The 25,322-nt window shown below is 39.1% G+C and carries 23 protein-coding genes and 1 other annotated feature; of the genes, 10 read left to right on the top strand and 13 right to left on the bottom strand.

Features of this window, described 5'->3' with window-relative positions; all coding sequences use genetic code 11:
• The first annotated feature begins 65 nt into the window (after positions 1-65).
• Complete coding sequence (locus PSF28_RS05365; RefSeq protein WP_272684748.1) at positions 66-1,055, top strand: aldo/keto reductase; 990 nt, start codon at positions 66-68, stop codon at positions 1,053-1,055.
• Between the two features lie 51 nt (positions 1,056-1,106).
• Here the strand turns inward: PSF28_RS05365 and PSF28_RS05370 are convergent, their stop codons facing one another.
• The 5 genes from PSF28_RS05370 to PSF28_RS05390 are packed head-to-tail and all read right to left on the bottom strand — an operon-like array spanning position 1,107 to position 7,742.
• Positions 1,107-1,529 carry a DUF411 domain-containing protein gene (locus PSF28_RS05370; RefSeq protein WP_210836613.1) on the bottom strand — a complete coding sequence of 141 codons (423 nt, stop codon included), beginning with the start codon at positions 1,527-1,529 and terminating at the stop codon, positions 1,107-1,109.
• A gap of 41 nt (positions 1,530-1,570) precedes the next feature.
• Entirely contained in the window at positions 1,571-4,708 is a 3,138-nt protein-coding gene (locus PSF28_RS05375; RefSeq protein WP_210836612.1) for an efflux RND transporter permease subunit, read from the bottom strand.
• A 3-nt stretch (positions 4,709-4,711) separates the two neighbouring features.
• Entirely contained in the window at positions 4,712-5,980 is a 1,269-nt protein-coding gene (locus PSF28_RS05380) for an efflux RND transporter periplasmic adaptor subunit (protein WP_272684749.1), read from the bottom strand.
• Positions 5,981-5,997: 17 nt separating this feature from the next.
• A complete protein-coding gene (locus PSF28_RS05385) occupies positions 5,998-6,339 on the bottom strand; it encodes a copper-binding protein (RefSeq protein ID WP_272665630.1) in 342 nt (113 codons plus the stop codon).
• 8 nt (positions 6,340-6,347) lie between these two features.
• Complete coding sequence (locus PSF28_RS05390; protein ID WP_210836603.1) at positions 6,348-7,742, bottom strand: efflux transporter outer membrane subunit; 1,395 nt, start codon at positions 7,740-7,742, stop codon at positions 6,348-6,350.
• A 154-nt stretch (positions 7,743-7,896) separates the two neighbouring features.
• Here PSF28_RS05390 and PSF28_RS05395 point away from each other — a divergent pair, with 154 nt between their 5' ends.
• The 5 genes from PSF28_RS05395 to PSF28_RS05415 all read left to right on the top strand — a co-directional run bounded on the left by PSF28_RS05395 (position 7,897) and on the right by PSF28_RS05415 (position 11,694).
• Complete coding sequence (locus PSF28_RS05395) at positions 7,897-8,580, top strand: heavy metal response regulator transcription factor (RefSeq protein ID WP_210836600.1); 684 nt, start codon at positions 7,897-7,899, stop codon at positions 8,578-8,580.
• Complete coding sequence (locus PSF28_RS05400; RefSeq protein ID WP_210836596.1) at positions 8,573-9,958, top strand: Cu(+)/Ag(+) sensor histidine kinase; 1,386 nt, start codon at positions 8,573-8,575, stop codon at positions 9,956-9,958. The genes PSF28_RS05395 and PSF28_RS05400 overlap by 8 nt, the downstream gene beginning before the upstream one ends.
• Positions 9,959-10,101: 143 nt before the next feature.
• Positions 10,102-10,569, top strand: coding sequence for a hypothetical protein (locus tag PSF28_RS05405; protein ID WP_272684750.1), 468 nt, complete (start codon positions 10,102-10,104; stop codon positions 10,567-10,569).
• 214 nt (positions 10,570-10,783) lie between these two features.
• Positions 10,784-11,002, top strand: a complete 219-nt coding sequence (locus PSF28_RS05410) for a hypothetical protein (RefSeq protein ID WP_272665634.1) — start codon at positions 10,784-10,786, stop codon at positions 11,000-11,002.
• A gap of 56 nt (positions 11,003-11,058) precedes the next feature.
• On the top strand, positions 11,059-11,694 hold the full coding sequence (locus PSF28_RS05415) for a hypothetical protein (protein ID WP_210840278.1): 636 nt from the start codon (positions 11,059-11,061) through the stop codon (positions 11,692-11,694).
• Positions 11,695-11,820: 126 nt separating this feature from the next.
• Here PSF28_RS05415 and thrC read toward each other — a convergent pair whose 3' ends face one another.
• The 4 genes from thrC to thrL form a co-directional block, all read right to left on the bottom strand.
• A complete protein-coding gene (thrC, locus tag PSF28_RS05420; RefSeq protein ID WP_210840277.1) occupies positions 11,821-13,116 on the bottom strand; it encodes a threonine synthase in 1,296 nt (431 codons plus the stop codon).
• 3 nt (positions 13,117-13,119) lie between these two features.
• Positions 13,120-14,049 (bottom strand): homoserine kinase, encoded by a 930-nt coding sequence (thrB, locus tag PSF28_RS05425; protein ID WP_210840276.1) that lies wholly within the window; start codon positions 14,047-14,049, stop codon positions 13,120-13,122.
• Positions 14,050-14,052: 3 nt separating this feature from the next.
• Complete coding sequence (thrA, locus tag PSF28_RS05430) at positions 14,053-16,512, bottom strand: bifunctional aspartate kinase/homoserine dehydrogenase I (RefSeq protein WP_210840275.1); 2,460 nt, start codon at positions 16,510-16,512, stop codon at positions 14,053-14,055.
• A 24-nt stretch (positions 16,513-16,536) separates the two neighbouring features.
• Positions 16,537-16,658 (bottom strand) — a sequence feature (Thr leader region).
• Positions 16,597-16,665 (bottom strand): thr operon leader peptide, encoded by a 69-nt coding sequence (gene thrL, locus PSF28_RS23640; RefSeq protein ID WP_071548816.1) that lies wholly within the window; start codon positions 16,663-16,665, stop codon positions 16,597-16,599. Its footprint overlaps the feature before it by 62 nt.
• Positions 16,666-17,755: 1,090 nt before the next feature.
• Between thrL and arcA the strand changes: the two genes are divergently transcribed.
• Both arcA and PSF28_RS05440 read left to right on the top strand, forming a co-directional pair.
• Positions 17,756-18,472 carry a two-component system response regulator ArcA gene (gene arcA / locus PSF28_RS05435; RefSeq protein ID WP_004905684.1) on the top strand — a complete coding sequence of 239 codons (717 nt, stop codon included), beginning with the start codon at positions 17,756-17,758 and terminating at the stop codon, positions 18,470-18,472.
• 159 nt (positions 18,473-18,631) lie between these two features.
• Positions 18,632-19,423 carry an LEM-3-like GIY-YIG domain-containing protein gene (locus PSF28_RS05440; protein WP_272684751.1) on the top strand — a complete coding sequence of 264 codons (792 nt, stop codon included), beginning with the start codon at positions 18,632-18,634 and terminating at the stop codon, positions 19,421-19,423.
• 88 nt (positions 19,424-19,511) lie between these two features.
• Here PSF28_RS05440 and creA read toward each other — a convergent pair whose 3' ends face one another.
• Positions 19,512-19,988, bottom strand: coding sequence for a protein CreA (gene creA / locus PSF28_RS05445; RefSeq protein WP_210838181.1), 477 nt, complete (start codon positions 19,986-19,988; stop codon positions 19,512-19,514).
• A gap of 186 nt (positions 19,989-20,174) precedes the next feature.
• Between creA and robA the strand changes: the two genes are divergently transcribed.
• Positions 20,175-21,089 carry an MDR efflux pump AcrAB transcriptional activator RobA gene (gene robA / locus PSF28_RS05450; RefSeq protein ID WP_004914738.1) on the top strand — a complete coding sequence of 305 codons (915 nt, stop codon included), beginning with the start codon at positions 20,175-20,177 and terminating at the stop codon, positions 21,087-21,089.
• Between the two features lie 42 nt (positions 21,090-21,131).
• On the opposite strand, the gene gpmB is transcribed toward robA, so the two are convergent.
• Positions 21,132-21,779: a 2,3-diphosphoglycerate-dependent phosphoglycerate mutase GpmB gene (gene gpmB / locus PSF28_RS05455; protein WP_102138956.1), complete on the bottom strand. Its 648-nt coding sequence runs from the start codon at positions 21,777-21,779 to the stop codon at positions 21,132-21,134.
• A gap of 52 nt (positions 21,780-21,831) precedes the next feature.
• On the opposite strand from gpmB, the gene yjjX reads away from it, so the two are divergent.
• Entirely contained in the window at positions 21,832-22,368 is a 537-nt protein-coding gene (gene yjjX, locus PSF28_RS05460) for an inosine/xanthosine triphosphatase (RefSeq protein ID WP_004914743.1), read from the top strand.
• Between the two features lie 335 nt (positions 22,369-22,703).
• Here yjjX and trpR read toward each other — a convergent pair whose 3' ends face one another.
• Entirely contained in the window at positions 22,704-23,021 is a 318-nt protein-coding gene (gene trpR / locus PSF28_RS05465) for a trp operon repressor (RefSeq protein ID WP_004914745.1), read from the bottom strand.
• A gap of 325 nt (positions 23,022-23,346) precedes the next feature.
• On the bottom strand, positions 23,347-25,260 hold the full coding sequence (gene sltY / locus PSF28_RS05470) for a murein transglycosylase (RefSeq protein ID WP_210838178.1): 1,914 nt from the start codon (positions 25,258-25,260) through the stop codon (positions 23,347-23,349).
• Between the last annotated feature and the right edge of the window lie 62 nt (positions 25,261-25,322).

The raw sequence follows: 25,322 nt of genomic DNA on the forward strand, positions 1-25,322 counted from the left end.
TCAGCCTACTTTTTAGCTTTATGACAGTATAAATTGCGTTTTACCCACTATTTTGGAGGTGAAGTATGCCTTATGTCGCATCATCAAAACGCTATACTGAAATGGAATATCGTTTATGTGGCCGTAGCGGATTGCGCTTACCACTGATTTCATTAGGGTTATGGCACAACTTTGGCGATAACAAACCCTTTGATAATTGCCAAGCCATGCTTCGCCGTGCTTTTGACCTTGGGATCACCCATTTCGATCTTGCGAATAATTATGGGCCACCGCCAGGATCTGCCGAAAGTACATTTGGTAGGATCATGCAACAGGATTTTCTGCCTTATCGAGATGAAATGATCATTTCATCAAAAGCTGGTTTCACTATGTGGGATGGCCCTTATGGCGACTGGGGAAGTAAAAAATACTTGGTTGCAAGCCTAAATCAAAGTTTAAAACGCATGGGTTTAGATTATGTGGATATCTTTTATCATCATCGACCTGACCCCAGTACTCCATTAGAAGAAACCATGGGAGCACTAGATCTCATTGTTCGCCAAGGAAAAGCTCTGTATGTGGGAATTTCTAATTACCCAACAAATTTAGCTAAAGAAGCCATTAATATTCTCAATGAATTAGGAACCCCTTGCCTGATTCACCAACCTAGATATTCCATGCTAGAACGCACTCCTGAAGAAGATTTACTCGATTTACTGGAAGAAGAAGGTGTCGGCTCTATCGCATACTCTCCGTTAGCAGGTGGGATTTTAACTGATCGCTATCTTAATGGTATTCCTGCGGATTCACGCGCTGCGGGTAACCCTTCTTTACCGCCAGAAAGACTCACATCCAACGTTTTATCAAAGATTAAACAGCTGAACGAACTGGCGGTAAAAAGAGGACAGAAGCTAAATCAAATGGCCTTAGCATGGTTACTGAGACATGATAGGATCACTTCAGTGCTCATCGGCGCAAGCCGTATCAGCCAAATTGATGATGCGATGGGGATCCTAAAAAATCGTAATTTTACGCAAGAAGAGCTCAAAGCTATCGAATTAATATTAGAAAGCTAATGAAATACATAAGTTGCAGGAAATCCTGCAACTTAATGAAATACATCTTAATTAACGATATTCACCATTTGCTTTAAACTGCACCACAGAATAAGGCTGAGTACGGCCATCTGGCTGCTCCATACCTAAGCTACCAATTGGCATACCCGGAACAGAAATTCCCACCACATCTGCCGGTAAAGCATCAATCGCATCAAGGCTACTCACAGGAACATGTCCAACAATCACTTTGCCTTTGTATTTAGCTATGTGGCAGCTGCGTAAGTTATAAGGGACCTTCAATTCATCATTGAGTTGATTTAATTCATCATAACTGATTTCGTTCACTTCAACGTTATATCCCGCTTTTTTGATCCCTTCGCCCCACAATTCACAGCAACCACAGTTTGCATCTTTATACAATTGCACGCTCTGGTTTTGAGAAAATGCAGAGAATGACAGTAATAACATTCCACTCAACATTAATTTTTTCATCTTTAATTTACCTTCAAAATAGTCATGGTGAATATTCATCATTATTTATTATGACGTAACTGGCAGATTAATTTATAAGCTGCAGGAATAATAAATAGGGATAATAACGGTGCGGTGATCATGCCGCCAATCATCGGTGCCGCGATACGGCTCATCACTTCCGAACCAACGCCTGTTCCAAGTAATATGGGTAATAAACCCGCTAAAATTACAGCAACCGTCATGGCTTTAGGACGAACACGCAAAACAGCCCCTTCATATAATGCACGGTCTAAATCTTTATCTGATAAGCTGCTTATTCCTTGCTGTTTTTCTTTATCTTCGATTGCATGGCGTAAATAAATCAACATAACCACACCAAATTCAGCTGCTACACCTGCTAATGCAATAAATCCAGTTCCTGTCGCAACCGATAAATTAAAGTTCATCCAGTAAAGGAACCAAATAGCCCCAACCAAAGCAAAAGGTAAGCTTAATAAAATCAGCAAAGCCTCACTAAATCGTCTGAATGCTAAATAAAGCAATACAAAAATAATCATGATGGTAGCGGGAACCATTAACATTAACTTTTGATTAGCCCTTTCAAGTAATTCAAATTGCCCTGTAAAGGAATAGCTAAGACCCGGCTTCATTTGGATGTTATCTTTTATTGCTGCATCAATATCTTTAATAACAGAGACCATATCGCGATCGCGTGCATCAATATAAATCCAGCTAGTCGGTCTTGCATTCTCCGTTTTCAACATTGGGGTGCCCATATTCACGGATACATCCGCAACATCACTAAGTACAATTTGCTGTTTACTCGGCGTTAAAATTGGCAACAATTTCATCGCAGATACGTTATTTCGGTAATCTTGAGGATATCTTATGCTAATTGGATAACGCTCAATCCCTTCAACTGTTTCCCCAATCATTTCCCCGCCAGTCGCCATTGAAATATAAACTTGTACGTCACTGATGCTCATACCAAAACGCGCGGCTTTTTCTCTATCGATTTTGACATCAATATAGCGCCCACCAACTAATCGCTCGGCTAAAACAGAAACAACCCCGGGCACCGATTTTGTAACTTTTTCAATTTCTTGGGCTAATGCATCAATTTCTTCGAGATCTCTGCCCGATACTTTGATACCTATAGGGCTTTTAACTCCCGTAGACAACATATCAATACGATTGCGAATAGGTGGAACCCATAAGTTTGCAACCCCAGGTAAACGCACAGTTTCATCCAGCTCATCAATAATTTGTTCGAGAGTCATGCCGTCTCGCCACTGTGCTTGCGGCTTCAAACGTATCGTTGTTTCAATCATTTCCATCGGAGCTGAATCCGTAGCTGTTTCAGCTTTACCGACTTTTCCAAATACCGTATCCACCTCAGGAATAGTTTTGATTAACTTATCTGTATTTTGTAGTAAAAATGCCGCTTGTGCAGGAGAAACCCCCGGTAGCGTTGAAGGCATATAAAGTAAGTCACCTTCATTAATCGCAGGAAGAAATTCACCACCTAAATGTTTTAATGGCCATATCACGGTAAATAAAGATAAGAAACCAATTAACAAGGTTGTTTTTGGCCATGCCAATACCTTCGTTAAAATAGGGCTGTAGAGTGAAATCAACCAACGATTCAGTGGATTTTTATTTTCATTTGGAATATTACCGCGGATCCAATACCCCATTAGAATTGGAATAACAATTAATGCTAGCGCTGCAGCCCCCGCCATGGCATAGGTTTTTGTAAATGCGAGTGGACCGAATAAACGACCTTCTTGCCCCTCCAACGTAAAGATAGGAATAAAAGACAATGTGATAATTAATAAGCTGATAAATAATGCGGGTCCAACCTCAACAGCAGAGTCCGTAATAACTTTCCAACGCTGGGCATTATCAATGACTTTACCTTCATTTTCATACTGCCACTTTTCTAATTTTTTATGCGCATTTTCTATCATAACAATGGCGGCATCCACCATGGCCCCAATCGCAATTGCAATGCCCCCTAATGACATTATATTTGCATTTATTCCTTGGTAGCGCATGACGATAAAGGCAATAAATAATCCAAGAGGCAAGGAAATAATAGCCACTAACGCAGAACGGAAATGCCATAAAAAAACAGCACATACTAATGCGACAACAATAAATTCTTCCAGTAACTTATAACTCAAATTATCAATCGCGTTATCAATAAGAATACTTCTATCATAAGTAGTGATAATTTCGATGCCTTCCGGCAAGCTAGCACTTAAATCTTCAAGCTTTTGTTTTACATCATGAATCACATTACGTGCATTTTCACCTGAACGAAGCAAAATAATACCACCCACAACCTCGCCTTCTCCATTTAGCTCAGCAACCCCACGGCGCATTTCGGGGCCTTCCTGTATTCGAGCAACATCTTGCAGGTAAATGGGTACGCCATTTTCTGGTGTTTTTAGGTAGATTTTATTAAAGTCATCAATAGATTGAAGGTAACCACTTGCTCTAACCATATATTCAGCTTCAGCAATTTCAATCGATGAACCACCCGCTTCTTGGTTAGCCATTTCAACTGCCTGTTTTATTTCAGGTAATGTCACTGAAAATTGGCTAAGTTTGAGTGGGTCAACTAAGATTTGGTAGGATTTAACCACACCACCGACGGTTGCAACTTCTGAAACGTTTGGCAACGCCTTCAATTCATATTTCAAAAACCAATCTTGTAACGAACGCAGTTCCGCTAAATTATGCTTTCCCGTTTTATCCACTAAAGCATATTCAAAAATCCAACCAACACCTGTTGCATCAGGCCCAATGGATGCCACTGCACCTTTAGGTAATTGGTTTTGAACTTGGTTTAAATATTCTAAAACTCGTGAACGAGCCCAGTATAAATCGGTATTATCTTCAAAAATAACATAAACATATGAGTCACCAAAGGCAGAGAAACCACGCACCGTTTTTGCTCCCGGCACAGATAACATTGTCGTCGTTATCGGGTATGTGACTTGGTTTTCAACTAGTTGTGGCGCTTGCCCTGGATAAGTGGTTTTGATGATCACTTGTACATCAGATAAGTCAGGTAATGCATCAACAGGTGTACTTCGAATGCTCCAAATACCTGCAATAACTAAAAATACGACTCCCATTAGCACTAAAAACCGGTTAGCAACTGAGCGTCTTATAATCCATTCCAACATACTCTACTCCTGAGATTTATGTGATGAATGATTAGATGACACCGATGGTTCGGGAAGCGCTTCCATCTTGGCTAATGCCCCGGCAATATTCGCTTCAGAATCAATTAGGAAAATCCCCTGAGTCACTATATGCTCGCCCACTTGTAAACCTTCCGATATTGCCGTTATTTGTTGGGATTCACTCAGCACTCGCACCCTTTTCGGAATAAATTCACCATTCTCACCAACAGCAATAACATGCTGTTCTTTCCCTGAATCCACAATGGCTTGTGTAGGGATCAATAAACTTTCCGTACCTTCTGCAATTAGATTTAAATACGCCGTCATGCCCGGTTTTAATAAATGGTTGGGATCCGCCATTTCCGTGCGAATATTAATGGTGCGGCTTGCTTGATCTGCACTGGGTAATATCAACCAATTTTTGACAGTGAATGACTGCGAAGGATAGGCAGGAATGGAAACTGTAAATTGTGTTTGTTGATTAAGTAATTCAGCGACAGACTGAGGAACTGATGCATTAATCCATAATGGATCAGTTCCTTGAATTTGTGCAATAACGACTTCTTTGGATACATTCATCCCTAAACGCAGATTAAGTGCAGTAATTACTCCTGAAATAGGGGCTTGAATAGTAAAACGTGTTTGCACTTTTCCTGTTTTAATAAACTGAGAAAGCGCACCTTCCGGCATGCCATTTAAACGTAAACGCTCAATGACGCTATTAAGATCTTGTTGGCTCGCATTCATTTGCTTAAGTGCAAGGTATTCACTTTGCGCTTCAACCCATGCTGGGATCGTTAGCTCAGCAATAGGAACGCCTTTTTGGATCATCTCACCGACTGTGTATGGATAAGCTTTTTCAACAAAACCATTTTCTCGTGCTTGTACGATAGCAAATTGGTGATCATTAAACGCAATTTCGGCTGGAAATGTTAAGTCATAGTTTAATTTCCCCCACTTTACACCCACCGTTTTAAGCCCTAAATTTTGTGTCTGTGTTGGGTTAATTGTTATCCCTTTGCTATCCGCTGAAGCCAAGTTTTCATCCGCATATTTAGGGACAAGATCCATGTCCATAAAAGGAGATTTTCCTGGTTGATCAAATTTAGTATTGGGATACATTGGGTCATACCAATACAATACGGTGCGTTCTTGTTTTTCAACTGATTGGCTATTATTTTCTACAACGAAAAAATAACGATAAAATAAAATTGAAATAACGCTCGATAAAATAATTACCAATAGCAATTTGGTCAGGTTAACTAATGACATAACATCTCTCTATCTATTTAGTTTATCTTTTCGACGGATTTCAACATTGAAAGATTACCTTGTTGTACAAATGAAAATTTTAATTCATCATTTTCTTGTAAACCGTTGATCATATTTTCATTTTCATAAGTAAAACGCATCGTCATTGGTGGCCAGCCAATGCTTTCAATTTCTTTATGATTTATCGTTAATTTCTTGTTCTCTTTATCAATCGAAATGAGCTTTCCTTCTGTATTAATTGTCGGTTCTGCGACTTTTTCTGGATAAATAGAGTGGTTATGTTCAGCGCCGTTTGCATAGCCAGTTGCTGTTAACATCGCCATTGAAATTGCAAAAAATACTGTATTTAATTTTTTCATTTTTACCTTCATGATTTTATTAATCCACCACCTAGTGCAGAGAATAAATTTATTTCATTCTTCTGCTGTTCTATTTTCAACATCAATAAATTTTGCTGTTCAGTAAATAAGCTACGCTGTGCTTCAAGAACATCGAGATAACTCAAACCACCATATCGATAACTGGCTTGTTTCTGTATTAAGACGTTTTGCAGCGTGTTGACATATTGCTCTTGGGATATAAGTTGTTTTTCTAAACTCGATTTGATCACTAAGGCATCTTTCACTTCACGAAACGCCACCTGAATACTTTTTTCATAATTAACAATCGCTTTATTTTTTCTAATATTTGCCAACTCTAAATTTTGGCTATTTGAGCCTCCAGTAAAAATAGGTAACGTGATTTTAGGAATAAAATTCCAAATACCATTTGAAGAATCAAATAGCCCAGTTAAGGACTCGTTATTATTTGCGATACCCGTATTAAAGGAAATTGAAGGAAAAAAAGCGGCTCTCGCTACACCAATATTGGCATTCTCAGAAATAATATTTTGTTCCGCAGCCATAATATCTGGGCGTTTTAATAATATTTCAGAAGGAATATTTGAAGGTGTTGTAATCAAGGGATAGTTCGGTTCGTAGTGCCCTAACTCTGAGTTTATCTTTGTTACATAATCATTCGCCAAAAAATTCAATAAATTTTCATTTTTAGCAATTTCACTTTCAATTTTTTCGATATTAATAGAAATAGACTGCACTTGTCCTTTAGCTTGTTCTAAATCTGATAACCCCGCTTTTCCAGCCACCACTTTTTGCATTACTATCGATTGGCTATTGAGGTAACTTTGTTTCGTCTCTTGTGCAATTAATAATAGTTTTTGGTTATACACCACATCTAAATACGCTTCTGCTACCGTTTTGATTGTTATAATTTGTGTCGCGCGGTTCATCTCTTGGGAAGCGATAAATTTTGCTTTATCTGCATCAGATAAATTTTTAATACGTCCAAAAAAATCCAGTTCATAGCTGATATCAATACCCGCACTATATTTCTTATTGAACGATGTGCCAGACTCTAATGATTGGCTATAGTCACCACTCATTGATGAATTAACTTGAGGATATTTTTCAGCTTCCGCTAACCCAAAACGCACACGAGCTTCTTCTACATCTAACGCAGCAAGATATAAATCACTGTTTTTCTCAAGCGCAATTTCTATCGCTCTTTTCATTTGTGGATCTTGAATAAATTGGTCCCAACTAGGAATCGATAATTCTATTTGAGCCTGCTTTACTGCATCAGAAATATTGCTACTGAATTGATGAGGCACATTAAGATTAGGACGTTGATATTCAGGGGCAAGCGAAACACAACCCGTCAAAATTAAGGCATAAGCTATAATTAATATTTTTGGGGAATACATGGTATAGCCATGCCTCTAGTGATTAAAATTGAGACTATAGTAAAAAAGAACAGCTGTTAGATTCATGACATGAAAATGACAAATTTGTCATTTTACATTTCGTTATGGTAGTGCTTAGAATGGCAGTATTGTTTACCTGTCTGCTAGGTCTAAGATGAAATTACTTATTGTTGAAGATGAACATAAAACGAGAGAATACTTATCTAAAGGCTTAAGTGAGTCCGGGTTTATTGTTGATGCTATCGAAAATGGCATTACAGGCCTGCATATGGCCACAACTGAAGACTATGATTTAATTATTCTTGATGTGATGTTGCCGGATATTAACGGCTGGGAGATTGCAAAAAATTTGCGGAGTGCAGGAAAAAATACACCAATACTCATGCTTACTGCTTTAGGTAATGTTGAACATCGAGTCAAAGGGTTAGAGTTAGGTGCTGATGATTATCTCGTTAAACCATTTGATTTTTCTGAGCTACTTGCCCGAGTGAGAACGTTATTGCGCAGAGGCAATAACAGCATCCAAAAAACACAATTTACCATCGCTAATTTGCATGTTGATCTGATCAAACGGCGCGTTACCCGTGAAAATGATAAAATTATACTCACCAGTAAAGAGTTTTCTTTATTGGAATTTTTTATTCTTCATCAAGGTGAAGTTCTTTCTCGTTCTCTGATAGCCTCGAAAGTTTGGGACATGAATTTTGATAGTGATACCAATGTCATTGATGTTGCAGTTAAAAGGCTGAGGGCAAAAATAGATCAAGGCTATGAACCTAAATTGATTCATACCATTAGAGGAATGGGCTATTTACTTGAGATCCCTGAAAATGATTAAGTTATTTCGATCTCCTGTCTCTATTTCAATTCGTCTTATTGTTTTGATCAGTATTACCCTCTCCCTTGCTTTATTATTATTTAGCTCGATCATGATCAACTCAGTTATGTTACATTTCAAGCAACAAGATGAATATACACTTAACCAGTTGAACTTAACGATCCGTAGCTTGTTAAATGACAATGCAGATTCACAAAGTGAACAATATGCACGTATTAAAACCATTATTAATGAGCATCAAGATATCACTATTTATCTCATTGACAATCAAGGCAATGAATTAATATCACCCAATGCAACAGATAAGCTCATTACATACTTAAAAAATTATGATTCTCATAAAAATAGCCAAAAAGCAGAGCTTAAAAATTATCGCCTATCTGAAAGCTTCATTCGAGTCAGTTCCACTACAGAGCCTAAACAATATCGGTTAGTGACAGCACTATCATTGAATTTTCATCATGATTATCTGAGTTCATTAATAAATAATTTAATTGTTAGTGCTATTATATTGTGTTTATTTACTATTCTTGTCGTTTATTTCCTTGTAATTAAAGGATTAAAACCCCTTAAAGATGTCAGCGATGAAATCAAAAATGTGACTTCTGAAAACTTAAGCGTTCGTTTAAATCCTGACTCTGTGCCGAATGAATTAAAGCAATTAACCAAATCATTTAATCAGATGTTAGTAAAAATTGAAGATGTTTTCGTAAGGCAAACGAATTTCTCAGCAGATATTGCCCATGAAATGCGTACGCCAATCACTAATTTAATGACTGAAACTCAAATATCTCTGAGTAAAAACCGCAGTAAAGAAGAGCTAGTTGAAGTGTTATATTCTAATTTGGAAGAATATAACCGTTTATCACGAATGATATCTGATATGCTTTTTCTTGCTCAAGCAGATGATAATAGGCTGATTCCAGAGAAAAAAATGATGAATATTAAAGCTGAAATAGAGCTTATATTTGATTATTTTGAATATCTCGCAGAAGAGAATGAAATAAAACTCAAACTAATTGGTGAAACAACCTCTATTATGGCCGATAAAGACATGTTAAGGAGAGCGATTACTAACTTAATCTCAAATGCTATCCGCTATACCCCAAAAGGCGATTCTGTCAGTATTAATATTTCGAATGTAAAAGAGGGAATTGAATTAATCATCAGCAACCCTGGTATAAAAATACCAGAAGAACATTTAGCTAAACTTTTTGATAGGTTTTATCGTGTGGATAAATCAAGACAACGAAAAAATGAAGGAAGCGGTATCGGATTAGCTATCGTCAAATCGATTATATCAGCACATAAAGGAAGGATCACTGTAACATCAGATGATTTTTCAACACGTTTCACTGTATTTTTACCTATAAAATAAAATAAAATAAAATAAAATTAAATTAAATTAAATTAAAATTTCACTATAAATGGCAATTTTGTCATTTTATAGTCAGTATTCAGACAGCAAGAAAGCCTTATTATAGTTATAAGATAAATTATTTAACTTAATAAGAGTTCACAATGAAAAAAATTATTTTTGCTTTAGCGATTTCTGCTGTAACAACACATGTAACAGCAGCTCAAACAGAAAAAGAAATTCATTATAATGCAGCAACTGCTCTCAGTTTCACTGAAAATAATACCTCTTATTCCAATCTAAAATCGGTTAGTAGCCATTTGAAGCAAACGGGTATTTCGGTTAATAATATAATTAACTCACCTCAGTCATTCCTTCAATTAGATGAACATACTCAAGCTGCTACTGCATTGAATTTTACTCAAAACAATACATCTCCAGCAATGCTGAATATGATCAGCCGCCATCAAAATCAATCACCTAACTATAAAAAATCGGTAGTAAAAACAGCTAAATTATTTTCCGATATGAATGAAAATGAGAAGGCTATTACTATGCTAAGCTTCAATAAAAATAGCTCTTCGGCACCAATTCAAAATGAAATTATGAAAATAGTAAAAGATAAAAACTAATTAATTTTAAATAAAATTATTTAGTTTAATTAAATAAAACCAAAGTCTATTTTAATCAGAAAATCATTATAGTAAGTTTAAAGATTATTATAATGATTAACCCTATTACATTTTTTATTATCTAAATAAATAGATCCTTTATTGATTATTCGAATCTGTGAATTACAATTCACTTGCAGTTCACATTCATTTAAACTTTTCAATGAGGTTTTTTATGTATAAAACATCTATTATTATTGCATCGTTGCTATTTCCAATATTAGCATCAGCAACTTCTTTTGAATCTAAATTATTATCGATTTCTTCTATTGAATATTCATTACACTTACATAATGGCGGCAATGGTGGCAACGGAGGTAATGGTGGTAACGGGGGGAATGGTGGTAACGGTGGTAACGGAGGTCATGGTGGAAACGGTGGTAACGGGCATTAATTTATCTCAATATTAAATTTCTCCCCCTTCTTTTTGGAGGGGGAAAGGAGAAATATATGAATCATAAGGTTTGCATTTCATTAAGTCTGTTATTAATTAGTTCTTATTCCATCTCAAGTTATTCTCATTCCTTATTTAATACCTCATCTAAATGCTTATTAAAAAATGAACTCAATATTAATGAAATTAATAATAAAATATGTTCAATACTAAATGGCCAATATTATTTTTCTAAAATTTCTAGCTTTGTAAGCCATGGGCAAAACGGAAACCATGGCCAAGATGGAAGTCATGGTCAAGGTGGCCAAGCTGGGCAAGGTGGTGATGGACAAAATGGGGGGAATGGCGGAACAGGCTCAAATAATGGCAATGGTAGCGATGGTGGGGATGCAGAAGCAGGAAGTAACGGTAATGGAGGTAATGGCGGAAATGGTAGCGTTACTGGTGGTGATGGTGGCCATGGGGGAAATGGCGATGGTGTGGGCAATGGCGGAAATGGTGGTAACGGCACCATGAATGGCAATGGAGGAAATGGCGGACACGGCGGTAATGGCGGTAATGGGGGCAATGGCGGAAATGGTTCCGGAGGTGGAAATGGCGGTAATGGTGGTAATGGCAGCCAAGGCGGTAAAGGGGGACGCGGTGGTTCAGATGGTGGTAGAGATGGCCTCGATGGCATTAGTACACTCTAATAGGCAAATTCATTAGCTGTGAATAAGTGATGTGGCAATATGAAACCATATAATTACCTTAACAACAAATGGTCTTATCATTAAAAACGGAAGCTTCTGCTTCCGTTTTTCGTATCCACATATTCTTTATTGCTTAGGTGCTAATTTCATTAAAAATGTGCGTAATTGGGTAAAGTCAGATGGTAAAAAGTGTGAAAGTAGCGGTAGCTCCGCACGCTCAGCTAACTCTTTTGGTAAAGGTATGGCCTTATTAAGAATCTCTTCAACACTTTCCTTAAATTTAGCTGGATGTGCCGTACCTAAAAACAGCCCGTATTCGCCTTCTTGTAACTGGTCACGCAGCACACGATAAGCAACCGCAGCATGTGGCTCAGATAAATATCCTTTTTTATCTAATTCACGTACAGTTTCTTTAGTCACTTCATCACTCACAACCCCATGGCCTAATTCATCAAGGGACCAACCTTTACGGCGGAATAACTCCTCAATACGAGGCCAGTTGTTCGGTTGACTAACATCCATGGCATTCGATAATGTAGCCACAGTTTGCTTTGGTTTCCATTGCCCATCAACAAGGTAACGCGGCACAGTATCATTTACGTTAGTCGCTGCAATAAAGCGTTTGACAGGTAAGCCCAATGATTTAGCTAATAAACCTGCAGTGAGATCCCCAAAGTTCCCACTCGGAACTGAGATCACTAGTTGATCGCGTTTTTCTGCTGGGATCTGCGCGACCGCTTCAAAGTAATAGCAAATCTGAGCAAGTAAGCGACTGATATTAATCGAGTTCGCTGAGTTTAAGTATAACGCCTTTTTCAACTCTTCATCATCAAATGACTGTTTCACTAATGCCTGACACGCATCGAAGTCATCTTTAATCGCAACCGTATGAATATTTTCACCCAGTGTACAAAAAAGTTTTTCTTGCAGTGGACTGATTTTCCCTTCTGGATAGAGAATAACAACTTGCACATTATTAAGACGATAGAATGCATGAGCGACTGCCGCTCCGGTATCCCCTGAAGTTGCCGTCAAAATGGTCACAGGTTGCTCACCAGCGACTTGACCTAACGCCTGAGCCATAAAGCGGCCACCGAAGTCTTTAAATGCGAGCGTTGGCCCATGATATAGCTCCAACGTTGCGACATCATCTTCAACTTTAGAAACTGGCGCAGGGAAAGCAAAAGCGGCTTTAACTCTCGCTGCTAGCTCTTCTGATGGAATTTCATCACCAATAAAAGCACTTAAAATACGGCTGCTACGTGTGACAAAATCTAATTTTAATAATTCGTCAATTTCAGCCGCACTAAATTCAGGCAGATCTTGGGGAAAGAATAGGCCTTGTTGCTTCCCTAACCCTTGCTTAACCGCTTGCGCAAAAGTTACTTGTTCATTGTTATCTTTTAAATTATACAGTTTCATTATTTACCCTATTGTCCTTGCCCCGGCCAGATCCAAACGGCAGATATGCACAAAGCCTTCATCATTCTGAATATAATGTTGTTGCAAGTAGCTCGCCATGTTTTCAGCGATATGTTTCTCATCACAAATAGCAAACAGTGTTGGCCCTGAGCCAGAGATACCACACGCCAATGCACCTATTTCTTTTGCATTCTGGCGTGCTGCCGCAAAACCCGGTAATAGTTGTGTACGATAAGGCTCAGCAACAACATCTTGGATCATCGTTGCTGCAAGTAACGGCTGGTTTGTATGACATGCATGAATGAACCCTGATAAGTATCGACCATGGTTTACAATGTCGTGACGTGGGTAGCTATCAGGCAGGATTGCACGCGCTTCCGCGGTTGATACTTTAATTCCTGGATAGGCCATTACCCAATACCAATTTTCAAATGCAGGTACAGGCTGTGAAATAATACCATTTTGCTCGATAATCAGTTGTAAGCCGCCTAAAAAACACGGTGCAACGTTATCGTAATGCACACTACCAGAAATACGCCCTTCCAATTCCCCCATCATGCCAAGCAGTTGGGTATCATCAAATGGTTTCTCTGCAAATTCGTTTAGCGCCATTAATGCGGCGACAACAGAGCAGGCACTAGAACCAAGCCCTGAACCAATTGGCATATTTTTTTCAAGCGTCATCGCAACATTTAATGGCTGACCAAGACGCTCACAAAACAGCTGCCAACATTGGTAAACAATATTATGTTCATTTTTTTTCGGCAGCTTAGCAACGAATTTTCCTTGATTCGTCAGGGAAAAAGTATCCGCCGCTTCAACTGTTACACAATCACCTAATAATGAACCGTCTGCAGGTGAAACTGCTGCCCCTAGGACATCAAACCCGACGCTCACATTACCAATTGAAGCCGGTGCATAAACTTTAATCACTTATTAAACTCCCAATTTCCATGAAAGGGTACGCAGCATATCCGCAAATACACCAGCCGCAGTAACATCATTACCTGCGCCATAACCTCTTAATACTAAAGGAATTGGTTGGTAATAGCGTGTATAGAAAGCCAGTGCATTTTCACCATTTTTAACCTTGAAGAGTGGGTCATTGCCATCTACGGCAACGATTTTCACTTGGCAGCGCCCTTCTTCAATCAACCCAACATAGCGTAACACTTTTTCTTCCGCTTCTGCGGCTTTTATGCGCTGTGCAAATTGTGCATCCAGTTGTGGTAAACGTGCCATAAACTCAGGAACAGAACCATTGCTATCAAAATCAACAGGTAAAACAGGTTCAATTTCAATATCTTGTAATTCTAAATTATAACCCGCTTCACGCGCTAAAATTAATAATTTACGCGCCACATCCATACCGGATAAATCATCACGAGGGTCTGGTTCCGTAAAACCTTTTTCTTTAGCGAGTGTTGTAGCTTCGGATAAAGACATGCCTTCGTCTAACTTACCAAAGATGAATGATAAAGAACCGGATAAAATTCCGCTGAAATGAACCAGTTCATCTCCTGCATTCAATAAATTTTGCAGGTTCTCAATAACCGGCAAGCCCGCGCCTACGTTAGTGTCATAGAGGAATTTACGTTTCGATGTTTCACTTGCTACACGTAACTGATGGTAGTAATCCATCGACAAAGTATTGGCTTTTTTATTCGGTGTGACCACATTAAAACCATCTTTCAAGAAATTGACATACTGCTCTGCAATTTCCTGATTTGATGTGCAGTCAATAATGACCGGGTTCAAGAAATGGTATTCACGCTCTAAGCGAATTAAACGGCTTAAACTAAATGGCTCTTTCGCTTCCGCTAGCTCCGCTTTCCAGTTATCTAAATCAATCCCTTGCATATCCGTTAACATTGCCCGCGAATTAGCAATACCACATACACGTAAATCAATATGCTTTTGTTTTAACCATTGTTGCTGGCGGTGAATTTGCTCAATTAATGCATTACCAACGCCACCAACACCAATGATAAAGGCTTCAATAACCTGTTCAGCATTAAATAGCATTTGGTGACATAAGCGTACCGCTGTTGTCGCAGACTCATTGGCAATAACGGCGGAAATAGAGCGTTCAGAAGACCCCTGTGCGATAGCGACAATGTTAATGTTACCGCGAGTTAAAGCGGAGAAGAAACGCGCTGAAATGCCTTTCAGCGTGCGCATACCGTCACCCACAACTGAAATAATCGCCAACTGCTCCATCACATCCAGAGGATCAAGTACGCCATCTTTCAGCTCTAGGTAAAACTCTTCTTCCAGTGCGGCACGTGCTCTCACTAATTCATTTTGCGGGACACAAAAGCTAATACTATATTCTGATGAAGACTGTGTGATCAGGACGACCGAGATCCCTTTACGAGACATGACTGAAAAAATGCGTGCAGCCATACCCACCATTCCCTTCATACCGGGGCCAGATACGTTAATCATCGCCATGTTATTCAGGTTAGTGATCCCTTTCACTGGTGTGCTATCGTCAGTTTGGCCATCACCAATTAAAGTCCCCGGAGCGCTTAAGTTAGTGGTATTTTTTATCAGGCAAGGGATTTGGAATTGAGCAATTGGGGCGATGGTGCGGGGGTGGAGAACTTTGGCACCAAAGTAGGATAACTCCATAGCCTCCTGATATGACATACCTTTCAACAAACGTGCATCGGGTACTAAACGCGGGTCACAAGTATAAACCCCATCAACATCAGTCCAGATTTCACAACAATCAGCCCGTAAGCACGCCGCTAAAACTGCAGCTGAATAATCAGACCCATTACGACCTAATACTACTAATTCACCTTTGTCATTACCTGCGGTGAAGCCCGCCATTAAGACAAAATGATCTTTCGGTATATTTAAATCAGCAATGCGTTTTGTTGACTCATTTATATCAACGGTAGACTCAAGGTAATGACCTTTCGCGAGTAAGCTCTCTACTGGGTTAATTACAGTCACATTATGGCCACGTGCTTTTAGCACCGATTCCATAATGGCGATAGAAAGTTTCTCGCCACGGCAAATAATTGCTGCGTTAATGCTGTCCGGACATTGTCCGAGAAGAGTAATACCATGCAGGACTTGTTTGATTTGTGCGAATTCTTGCTCTGTCAGTTTTTTTAACCGGTCATATTCAAAACCGGGTTGTTTTTCTTTTAATCCTTTTAAAAGGTTAGCAAAAATCATTTCAGCATCATTAACATGCGTGATGACATCTTGTCCTGCAACCGTTTTTTCAATCATAGCAACCAGATGGTTAGTGATTTTTGCTGGCGCGGATAACACCAAAGCCACTTGTCCATCTGCTAGTTTACTTTCAGCGATGTCAGCAACATTCAGTACTCGTTCGTCATTTGCAACCGAAGTACCGCCAAATTTAAGCACACGCATGGTATTTCTCTCCTGAATTAACACCAAAAAAAAGCCCGCATCGGTTAAGTATGCGGGCTTTTTCATTTTTATTTTTTGGATGCGTCAGCCCGCCCCGTTTCCTGTGGTTACGGTGGTGGTGGTAATAATAATAGTCAGGCTGATATTACGCATAGATTCTGTCTGTCTCTTAGATTCTTTTAAGTTTCTCCCTATACGGTTAAAGCAATTGGTATATTTTGTCAAATTTATTTGCAAAACATCCCTTTTAAAACTCTTTTTTTATTTGATAAATTATCTATCAGCGCGAAAAACACATTCACAAAAAGATACCTATCACCCCAATAATGGTGTTAAAAACCAAAAAAACTTAAATTTTAAGTTAAATAATTTTTTACCTAATAAGAAATGAAATTGCCTATTAAATAGACAAGGCAGATAGCCTTTAGCTATTTCTTGTGAAGAAAATCAAAATGAAAAAATGAACAACAATGACCCACTTAATCGATGCATTTAGCAGCTATATTTTTTATCATTTACCCCATGTTCATCAATACATGAGCACCAATGACAACAGATTACACAAGTAAGTATTGATACTTAATTTTATGATTTTTTCATTCGTTTAAATTACAAACAAATGCTATGGAATTGTTAAAATACAGTCACATCAAAACAAAATAAGTATTTCTCCTAACTAAATGAAACAAAAAATTACAAATTAAATATTTACACTCCGTTATCTCTAGCAAGATAAATTTTTAACCTTTTTCTGTAGCAAAATAACATTTCAAAATTGGAGGTAAGTCACAAATTAAACATTATTTATAATGATATATTTAACTCATTGAAGACTATATTCATTGATACCAAGCCGAAGCATACCCTATGCATCAACTACTCCCCTTTTTTAGACGCTATCTGATTCCTAAACACCGCATTAATTTATATAATTATCTACCTAACAATTTTTGTTAACGTGCTACAATTGATTTTGATATGTATCAACAAAAGTTAGTTTTTTAGGTGGTAAATGCAGTATTAGCTGTTATATTGCTGTTAACAGTACAATATTGGGAAAGTGCTTATATTTTGACTCGCAGTTAAAGTCTTTTGCCTAAAATGGCAACATAATGTCACTGTTGAATTTCATAACAAATTTATACTCATAAACGTTTTTTTCCAGAGAACAATATCAATAACCACCTAACTGGAAACGGCTTGTGAGTTCAGTATTTTTATTTTAATACTTTAGGTAGCAACTATGCAGACCCCACACATTTTGATTGTTGAAGATGAAATTGTCACACGCAATACGCTTAAAAGCATCTTTGAAGCGGAAGGCTATGTGGTTCATGAGGCAACTGATGGCGAAGAGATGAATAACGTTCTCTCTGAGCACGACATCAATTTAGTCATCATGGATATTAATTTACCAGGAAAAAACGGTTTATTACTTGCTCGTGAGCTTCGTGAGCAAGAAAGCATTGCGTTAATGTTCCTAACAGGACGTGATAACGAAGTCGATAAAATCCTTGGCCTTGAAATTGGTGCTGATGACTATATCACTAAACCATTTAACCCACGCGAACTGACTATTCGTGCACGCAATTTACTGTCCCGCACAATGAATTTAGCGGGTGGTACAGAAGAGCGTCGTTTAGTGGAAAGCTATAAGTTTAATGGTTGGGAATTAGACATCAACAGCCGTTCATTAGTCAGCCCTGCGGGTGAGCACTACAAATTACCCCGTAGTGAATTCCGTGCGATGCTGCATTTCTGTGAAAACCCAGGAAAAATTCAGACTCGTGCAGACCTGCTGAAAAAAATGACTGGCCGTGAATTAAAACCACACGACAGAACTGTTGACGTCACGATCCGTCGTATTCGTAAACATTTTGAATCGACACCTGACACACCAGAAATTATCGCTACCATCCACGGTGAAGGCTATCGTTTCTGTGGTGACTTAGACGAATAATTAATTTTGAATTGATGTTCAATAAAACCGGCTCAATTTAGCCGGTTTTTTTATAGTTAAAATTTACCCGCCATATAGACATCCATGTATTACTAATAAATTCTAGAAATTAGCCGATACCTATAACAATCAATACATTAACAGTTATAGTGGAATTCAATGAATAACTTTAACCAATATAAAAATACATTAAGCAAGCTAAAGTTTTATGTTTATGCCTTGTGTGAAGTCAACGGAAATACAAGAATTCCTTTCTATATAGGGAAAGGAAAAGGCTCTCGCTGCCTAACCCACATTACTGATGCCCTATCTGGTGTTGATGAAAATCTCTCTTCCGAAGACAGTAAAAATAAAAAATTCGAAACCATCCGAGATCTTGATAAAAACAATCGATTAGGTATTGATATTCTATGTCATGGCTTAGAATCAGAAATGGCTTTTACCGTTGAAACTACCTGCATTGACCTAGTGGGAATGGAAGGTTTAACGAATAAAGTTAAAGGAAAAACAACCAGTAAAGATGAAGAGATATTAAGGCAGGGGCGATTAACTCTTGAAGAAGCTGCCTCTATATATTCTCAACAGGATACAACAATATCAGCTAAGCATGCAGGACTCGCTTTCATCTTAAATAAATTATACAGATTCAATATGAGTGAACTTGAATTATTCGAAGCCACTCGCGGCGTCTGGCGCAACCCTCCTCACAAAGACGAATCACTCAGGTATGCTTACGCTATTTATAACAATATTATTAAAGAAGTTTATGAAATTCACAGCTGGATCCCTGCTGGTACTCAACAATACTTTACTCGCAATGTAGCCCATGCTAGCGGACGCTGGGAATTTGTTGGTAGAAAGGCTGATGAGGAAATTCGCCGACTTTACGTTGGAAAAACGATAAACAGGGACAGAAGTTATGGAACTCCTTTTGTTAAAGTTGGCGTTTAACGATTACCAAATCATTTAACAGTGAATTCAATAAAACCGTCACTAACTTGCCCCGTAACTAATGACGGTTTTTTTGTCTTTAAATTGATCACCAAGGCATAATCGGTACTGCACTTAGCGCATTCTTTGGTGAACCATCGATCATCTTATCTGAATAAGTCAAATAAATTAATGCATTACGTTTTGGATCGTAAAAGCGTACAACTTGCAATTTCTTGAAAACTAAAGATGTTCGTTTTTGAAAAACAACCTGCCCTTTCGTTGGTTTGCGTTTGACACGGTCATTTAACTCAATCGGCCCAACTTGCTGGCAGGAAATTGCAGCATCAGAGGTATCTTCTGCTAAACCTAAGCCACCTTTGATTCCCCCTGTTTTTGAACGACTTAAATAACAAGTCACATTCTCAACATCGGGGTCATCAAATGCTTCAACAACAATTTTATGGTCAGGGCCGAAAATTTTAAAAACAGTATCGACTGAACCGATTTCTTCAGCAAATGTGATGCTCGGCAACGCTGATAATAATGCTGCAAGTACGATATTTTTTAATCTGGAACGACGCATACTGAATTTCCTATTCAACTAAAAACCGGTAAAAATTCGTAGTAAAAGCGAGACTTATTATTCACTTTCTTAACTAATTATCAAATACAACTCATTTACTATAAACGAAAAAGATAACTTGATATAGAATAGCAATTCATTGATAGATTATATCTGTTCTATAAGTCGCATTGGCTGGGGATATACATGGATCAAACTAATATTATTCGCGACTTGCTTCGCTGGATAGATGACAACCTAGACAAACCACTCTCACTGGATAATGTTGCTGCAAAAGCTGGCTACTCTAAATGGCATTTACAACGAATGTTCAAAGAGGTGACTGACCAAGCGATTGGTGCTTATATTCGAGCCAGAAGGCTTTCTCGTGCAGCTGTGGCATTGCGGCTAACCAGCCGACCAATTCTTGATATTGCGTTACAGTATCGTTTTGATTCGCAACAAACTTTTACTCGAGCCTTTAAAAAGCAATTTAACCTAACCCCTGCTTTTTACCGCCGAAGTGAAGAATGGTGTGCAGCAGGAATTTGCCCACCGATTATTTTAGATAATCACACGAATATTGAACATGAATTCCTGCAAATGCCAGCGCAAGAGCTGGTTGGCTTGGAACAAAGTTGTTCTTATGCGTTAGAAGAGTGGTCAACGGCCTGTTCCCAAATGCGCCAAACATTTTGGCACTACTATTTGGATAATACGACGACTATTGCGTCAGAAGTTTTTGGCTTGCACCATGCCATTCATAATCCAGAAAAAGAAGATGAACAAACGGTGTTTTATACCACTGCGGTAAGACCCGAAGATGCAAGTTTTAACACTGACCAATACACGAGTTTAACGTTGCCAAGTGGTCATTATGTTAAATTTTCGTTCAATGGAACACCAACTCGAGATGCATTGCAAGAGTTTTTATACCAAATTTATGGTGTATATCTGCCTAAGCTGAATTTAACACGTCGTCCTGGTTATGACATCGAACATTATCGATTAAAAAATATCGATTTACGTCATATCACCCCAGAAAATGATGACCCAAAAACACATATCGATACCTTTGATTATTATGTCCCAATCAAAACAGGTTCGACCGCAACACCTTAAAGTAGAGGAGTTTCAGTTTGTGAAACTCCTTTTTCTAAATCGTTAACCTTGCTGTTCATCGAGAGCAGGCTGCGACAAGTGTGTCACCTCACCAGCTGTTTCAACTATCCAGCCATTCGCTAACCATGGGCTGTTTTGGTAATCAACACGAGATAGTGAACAATTACGTAAACGTAAGCGACGTTCTGAATAGGCAGGAACCCCCATAATACGGCTAATTAACGTACTTAACGCAATGCCATGACTAACAATCAGTGGGCGACTCCCTTCAGGCAAATCTAAACAACTGTTTAGTGCTGCAAACATGCGTGTATATAGCTCCTCCATCGATTCACCCTCTGGAATTCGTCCTCCACGAGTGCCATCAATTAAGCTTTTACGCCACTGTTCTTCCTCTGGCGTTAACGACTCTATTGCTCTTTGCTCAAGAACGCCCATATTTAGTTCACGTAGACGCGGTTCTGTGGTAATTTCACACCCGCATACACTTGCAATTATTTGTGCAGTTTCCAGTGTGCGTCCCATATCACTAGTGATAATATGGGTAATGCCTTCTGACTTTATCCTCTCAGCCACCTGCCTTGCTTGCAGTCGTCCAGTGGCGGTCAGAGGGCTATCGGATTGTCCCTGGATGCGACGAGCTAAATTCCATTCAGTTTCGCCATGGCGAACAAGATAAACCTGTAACATAGATGTGTTCCGTTATTACTTTTCGAAGTATGTGTTCAAAGGAAAATAATTAATGTACCAAGTTATAGCTGCAACGACTAATCCTGCCAAAATTAAAGCGATCCATCTTGCTTTCGATGCTGTTTTTGGGGCTGGCAGTTATCAAATTGAAGATATTAATGTCGATAGCAGCGTTCCACAGCAACCTATCGGTAATAATGAAACCCGTACTGGGGCTAGACAGCGCGTCATGGCCTCTCGACAAGTTCGCCCTGAAGCGGATTTTTGGGTTGGTATTGAAGCGGGTATCGAAGACGATATGACATTTGCTTGGATAGTGATTGAGCATAAGCAAATACGCGGTGAATCTCGCTCTGCCAGTATTATGATCCCAGAAAAAATTCTAGCGGGTATTCGTGAAGGCCGTGAACTCGGTGATGAAATGGCCTTTTTAACAGGCATCGATAATATCAAACAACAAGGTGGTGCCATTGGTTTTTTCACTGACGGGGTATTAACTCGCACCAGTGTTTACCAACAAGCCTTGATATTGGCCTTGGTTCCCATTAAGCATGAAATTTATAAAGAGCTAAACCAAGTAGAAGATTAATTATACTTAAAATAATTAAAATTGCATGTGCGATTAAACACCACTCTTTTCACACTAAAGTATGGGAAACCATACTTTTTTTGTGCCTATCAATTCAAAATATGACAAATGCCAATACGCGAAATAGTTCGAATTGTAGTTAGCCGGCAAGTGACTAGGGCTTCCTCATGAAGACAACACCGCGACAGTACAAAATATGATGCGTATTTATATTCTAAATAATTCGTGCTGTGACTAGGCGACCAACGAGGATAGCTCGGGGAGCATACATAAGTATGTGACCCGAGTAGCCTAGAGCAGTCAACAACGTCACAGTACGAAGTATGACGAATATTTTAGAGGAGTTGTTGCTCCAACCACTCCTTCACAGGAATAGGCGCTGATTTCAAACTATTCGAACCTCGAGTGATAGTCGCAATTCCCACGCCGAGCTCATTTTTCAGTTCTCTTTGGCTCATTTCGCCACGCATCAGTTCTTGCACAATTTTAACGCGAGTCGCTAACGCTGTACGCTCATCTGGCGTGAGTAATAACTGAAGAACTGGCAGATGAATATCTTGTTCAAATGCCAATTGTAATAAATTCACAAAGCGCAGCCAGTCAGCGTTCTCATCGGCTGTTAGAGCCGGATCTTGGTGTTGATTTGCTGTCATCGTTTATCCACCCATACTATTTAACTAGTACAAATAATAACACACTCTTATTAGAAATCATCAACCAAACGCTTTTCAAGCTTCAATAATACAAAAAATAACCAAATTTCATTTAGTTAGCTAATAACGCTTTAGATAGTTTGAATAATATCTAATCGACCGATGTGGAAAGTTAGAAATAAACATTTCCCATACCCACCAACACGCTAAAGCATTCGTGCTGTAGCAAGGCGGCAAAAGAGCTAGGCCCTAGGAGCATACATAAGTATGTGACTAGGGCTAGCGAGTGCAGCCAACACCGCTACAGTGCGAAGGATGACGCGAATTAGTATTTCATATTCCATTCATTAGGAAGTAGCACCTTACTATTTTTCTGCCCCATAAAGTGCCGATAGAATAAGTCATATGACAACACGTTTTTCACATAGCCGCGAGTTTCTGAGAACGGGATACTTTCCACAAATGCGACTGCATCAATACGCCCACCACTATTGCCTAACCAACGAGTCACACGAGATGGGCCTGCATTATAAGCTGCACTAGCTAAAATGCGGTTATTACCAAACTGCTGATAAACATCTTCCAGATATGCTGTCCCCAGCTCAATATTGGTCGTAGGATTAGTTAATTGACTAGCAATTACGTAGTTAATACCTTGTTTTTGCGCGGTATGTTTTGCTGTTGCTGGCATCAATTGCATCAAACCTGTTGCTCCGACAGGTGAACGAGCTTGTGGATTCCACGCACTTTCTTGGCGAGCGATTGCCATTGCATAGCTCTTTTGAATATCTTTCGATTTGGTATATAAATTGAATTCTTTATCCCACGCTAATGGGAAACGTTCTTCTAGGTGATCCCAAAGTTTAGCGGTGATAGTCGCCTGCACGCTGAGATCAGCCCACTGATTATCAAACGCATAACGCGCTAATTGCTCTTGCTGGTTGGCAGGTAGCGATGCCACTAAACTCACCCATTCCGAACGAGCAAGGTTGTCTAGCTCCCAATACATTAACTCTCTAACACGCTGAACTTCTGGGAGTTGACTGACACTTGAGTCTGGCTTAACCGCCGCTTTAACATACACAGGGTAATCAACTTCTAAGACCTGTGCTGCAACCATTGGGTAGAAACCGCGTTTTTCTGTTAATTGGCGAAGTAACGCCTCACCTTCTGCTTTTTTACCTGTATCAATTAACGTGATGGCCTGCCAATATTGCCACTCTTCTTTATTTTTCACTTCCGCTGGCAAGCGATTTAACCATGAAGCGACACCTTTCTTATCGCCAGCCCCTAATGCCAAACGCACACGACGCTCTTTCAATGAAGATGAATTGCTTTCTTGAATGGTCTCATCACGCCATTGGGCCTGTTCAGGAGTCACATCTCCCATATATTGCCAAGCAATACTGTCTTTAAGTAATTGCTTTTCTGCCATGTTCATTTTTTGTGCAGAACTTATGCTATTAAGTACCGTACGAGCCGCATCAGGAGATTGACGTGCATAACGACTAAAAGCCGCGATGGTGGCTTGACGAGTAAAATCCGTTGGCGTCATCGTTTTGGCGAATGTCACGACTGAGGCCGAGTCATTTTGTAATTTCACTAACGCATCACCAATTGTTTTATAACTTGGTGGCAAGCGTTTAGCTAAATAACTCGCAATCGAGGTATTGCCCTCTTTTATGGCTAAATTAATGCGCTCAAGAGTCATTTCAGGGGTTAAATAACCCGCTTTTTCCCATTCATTAAATAACTTATCACAAGCACTCGGCATTGAACGGCCATTTAGCCAGGCTTTTTCTGCCCCTTGCCAAGCAACTTGTTTATTTCCCACAGCCCAATTAGCAAAATAAAAATTACATTGTGCTTCTGCGGGTTTAGGAGCTTCAGGGCTAAACTCCAGCAATGATTTCCACTCTTGACGACGAGCTAACTCATTCACAAATCGAGTTTTTAAATTTTTAGCAACGGGTAGTGTCGGGTAAGTATTAATAAACTCCTGAACTTGGCGAGGTGATACAATATCTAAGTCTTGAGTTAGCTCACGATAAGCGAGATAAGGGTAAAGTGGATAATCATGCAAGGTCGGCAGCAAGCGCTCGACTTCATCCATTTTATTGGCATCCCATGCAACCTTAATTGCTTGATAACGCTCCCGCTGTGCCTGTAAGGAATCCGCCCATACAGTGCTGGAAACCAGCAACATTGTTACAGGTACTGCCGATAACCAACCTTTCATATTCACTCGCTCCATCGCTAAACTAAAGTCAAAATACAGGAAAACCTTAACCTATATATACC

It is taken from the genome of Providencia sp. PROV130, assembly GCF_028482225.1.
In the GTDB taxonomy this organism is placed as follows: domain Bacteria; phylum Pseudomonadota; class Gammaproteobacteria; order Enterobacterales; family Enterobacteriaceae; genus Providencia; species Providencia rettgeri.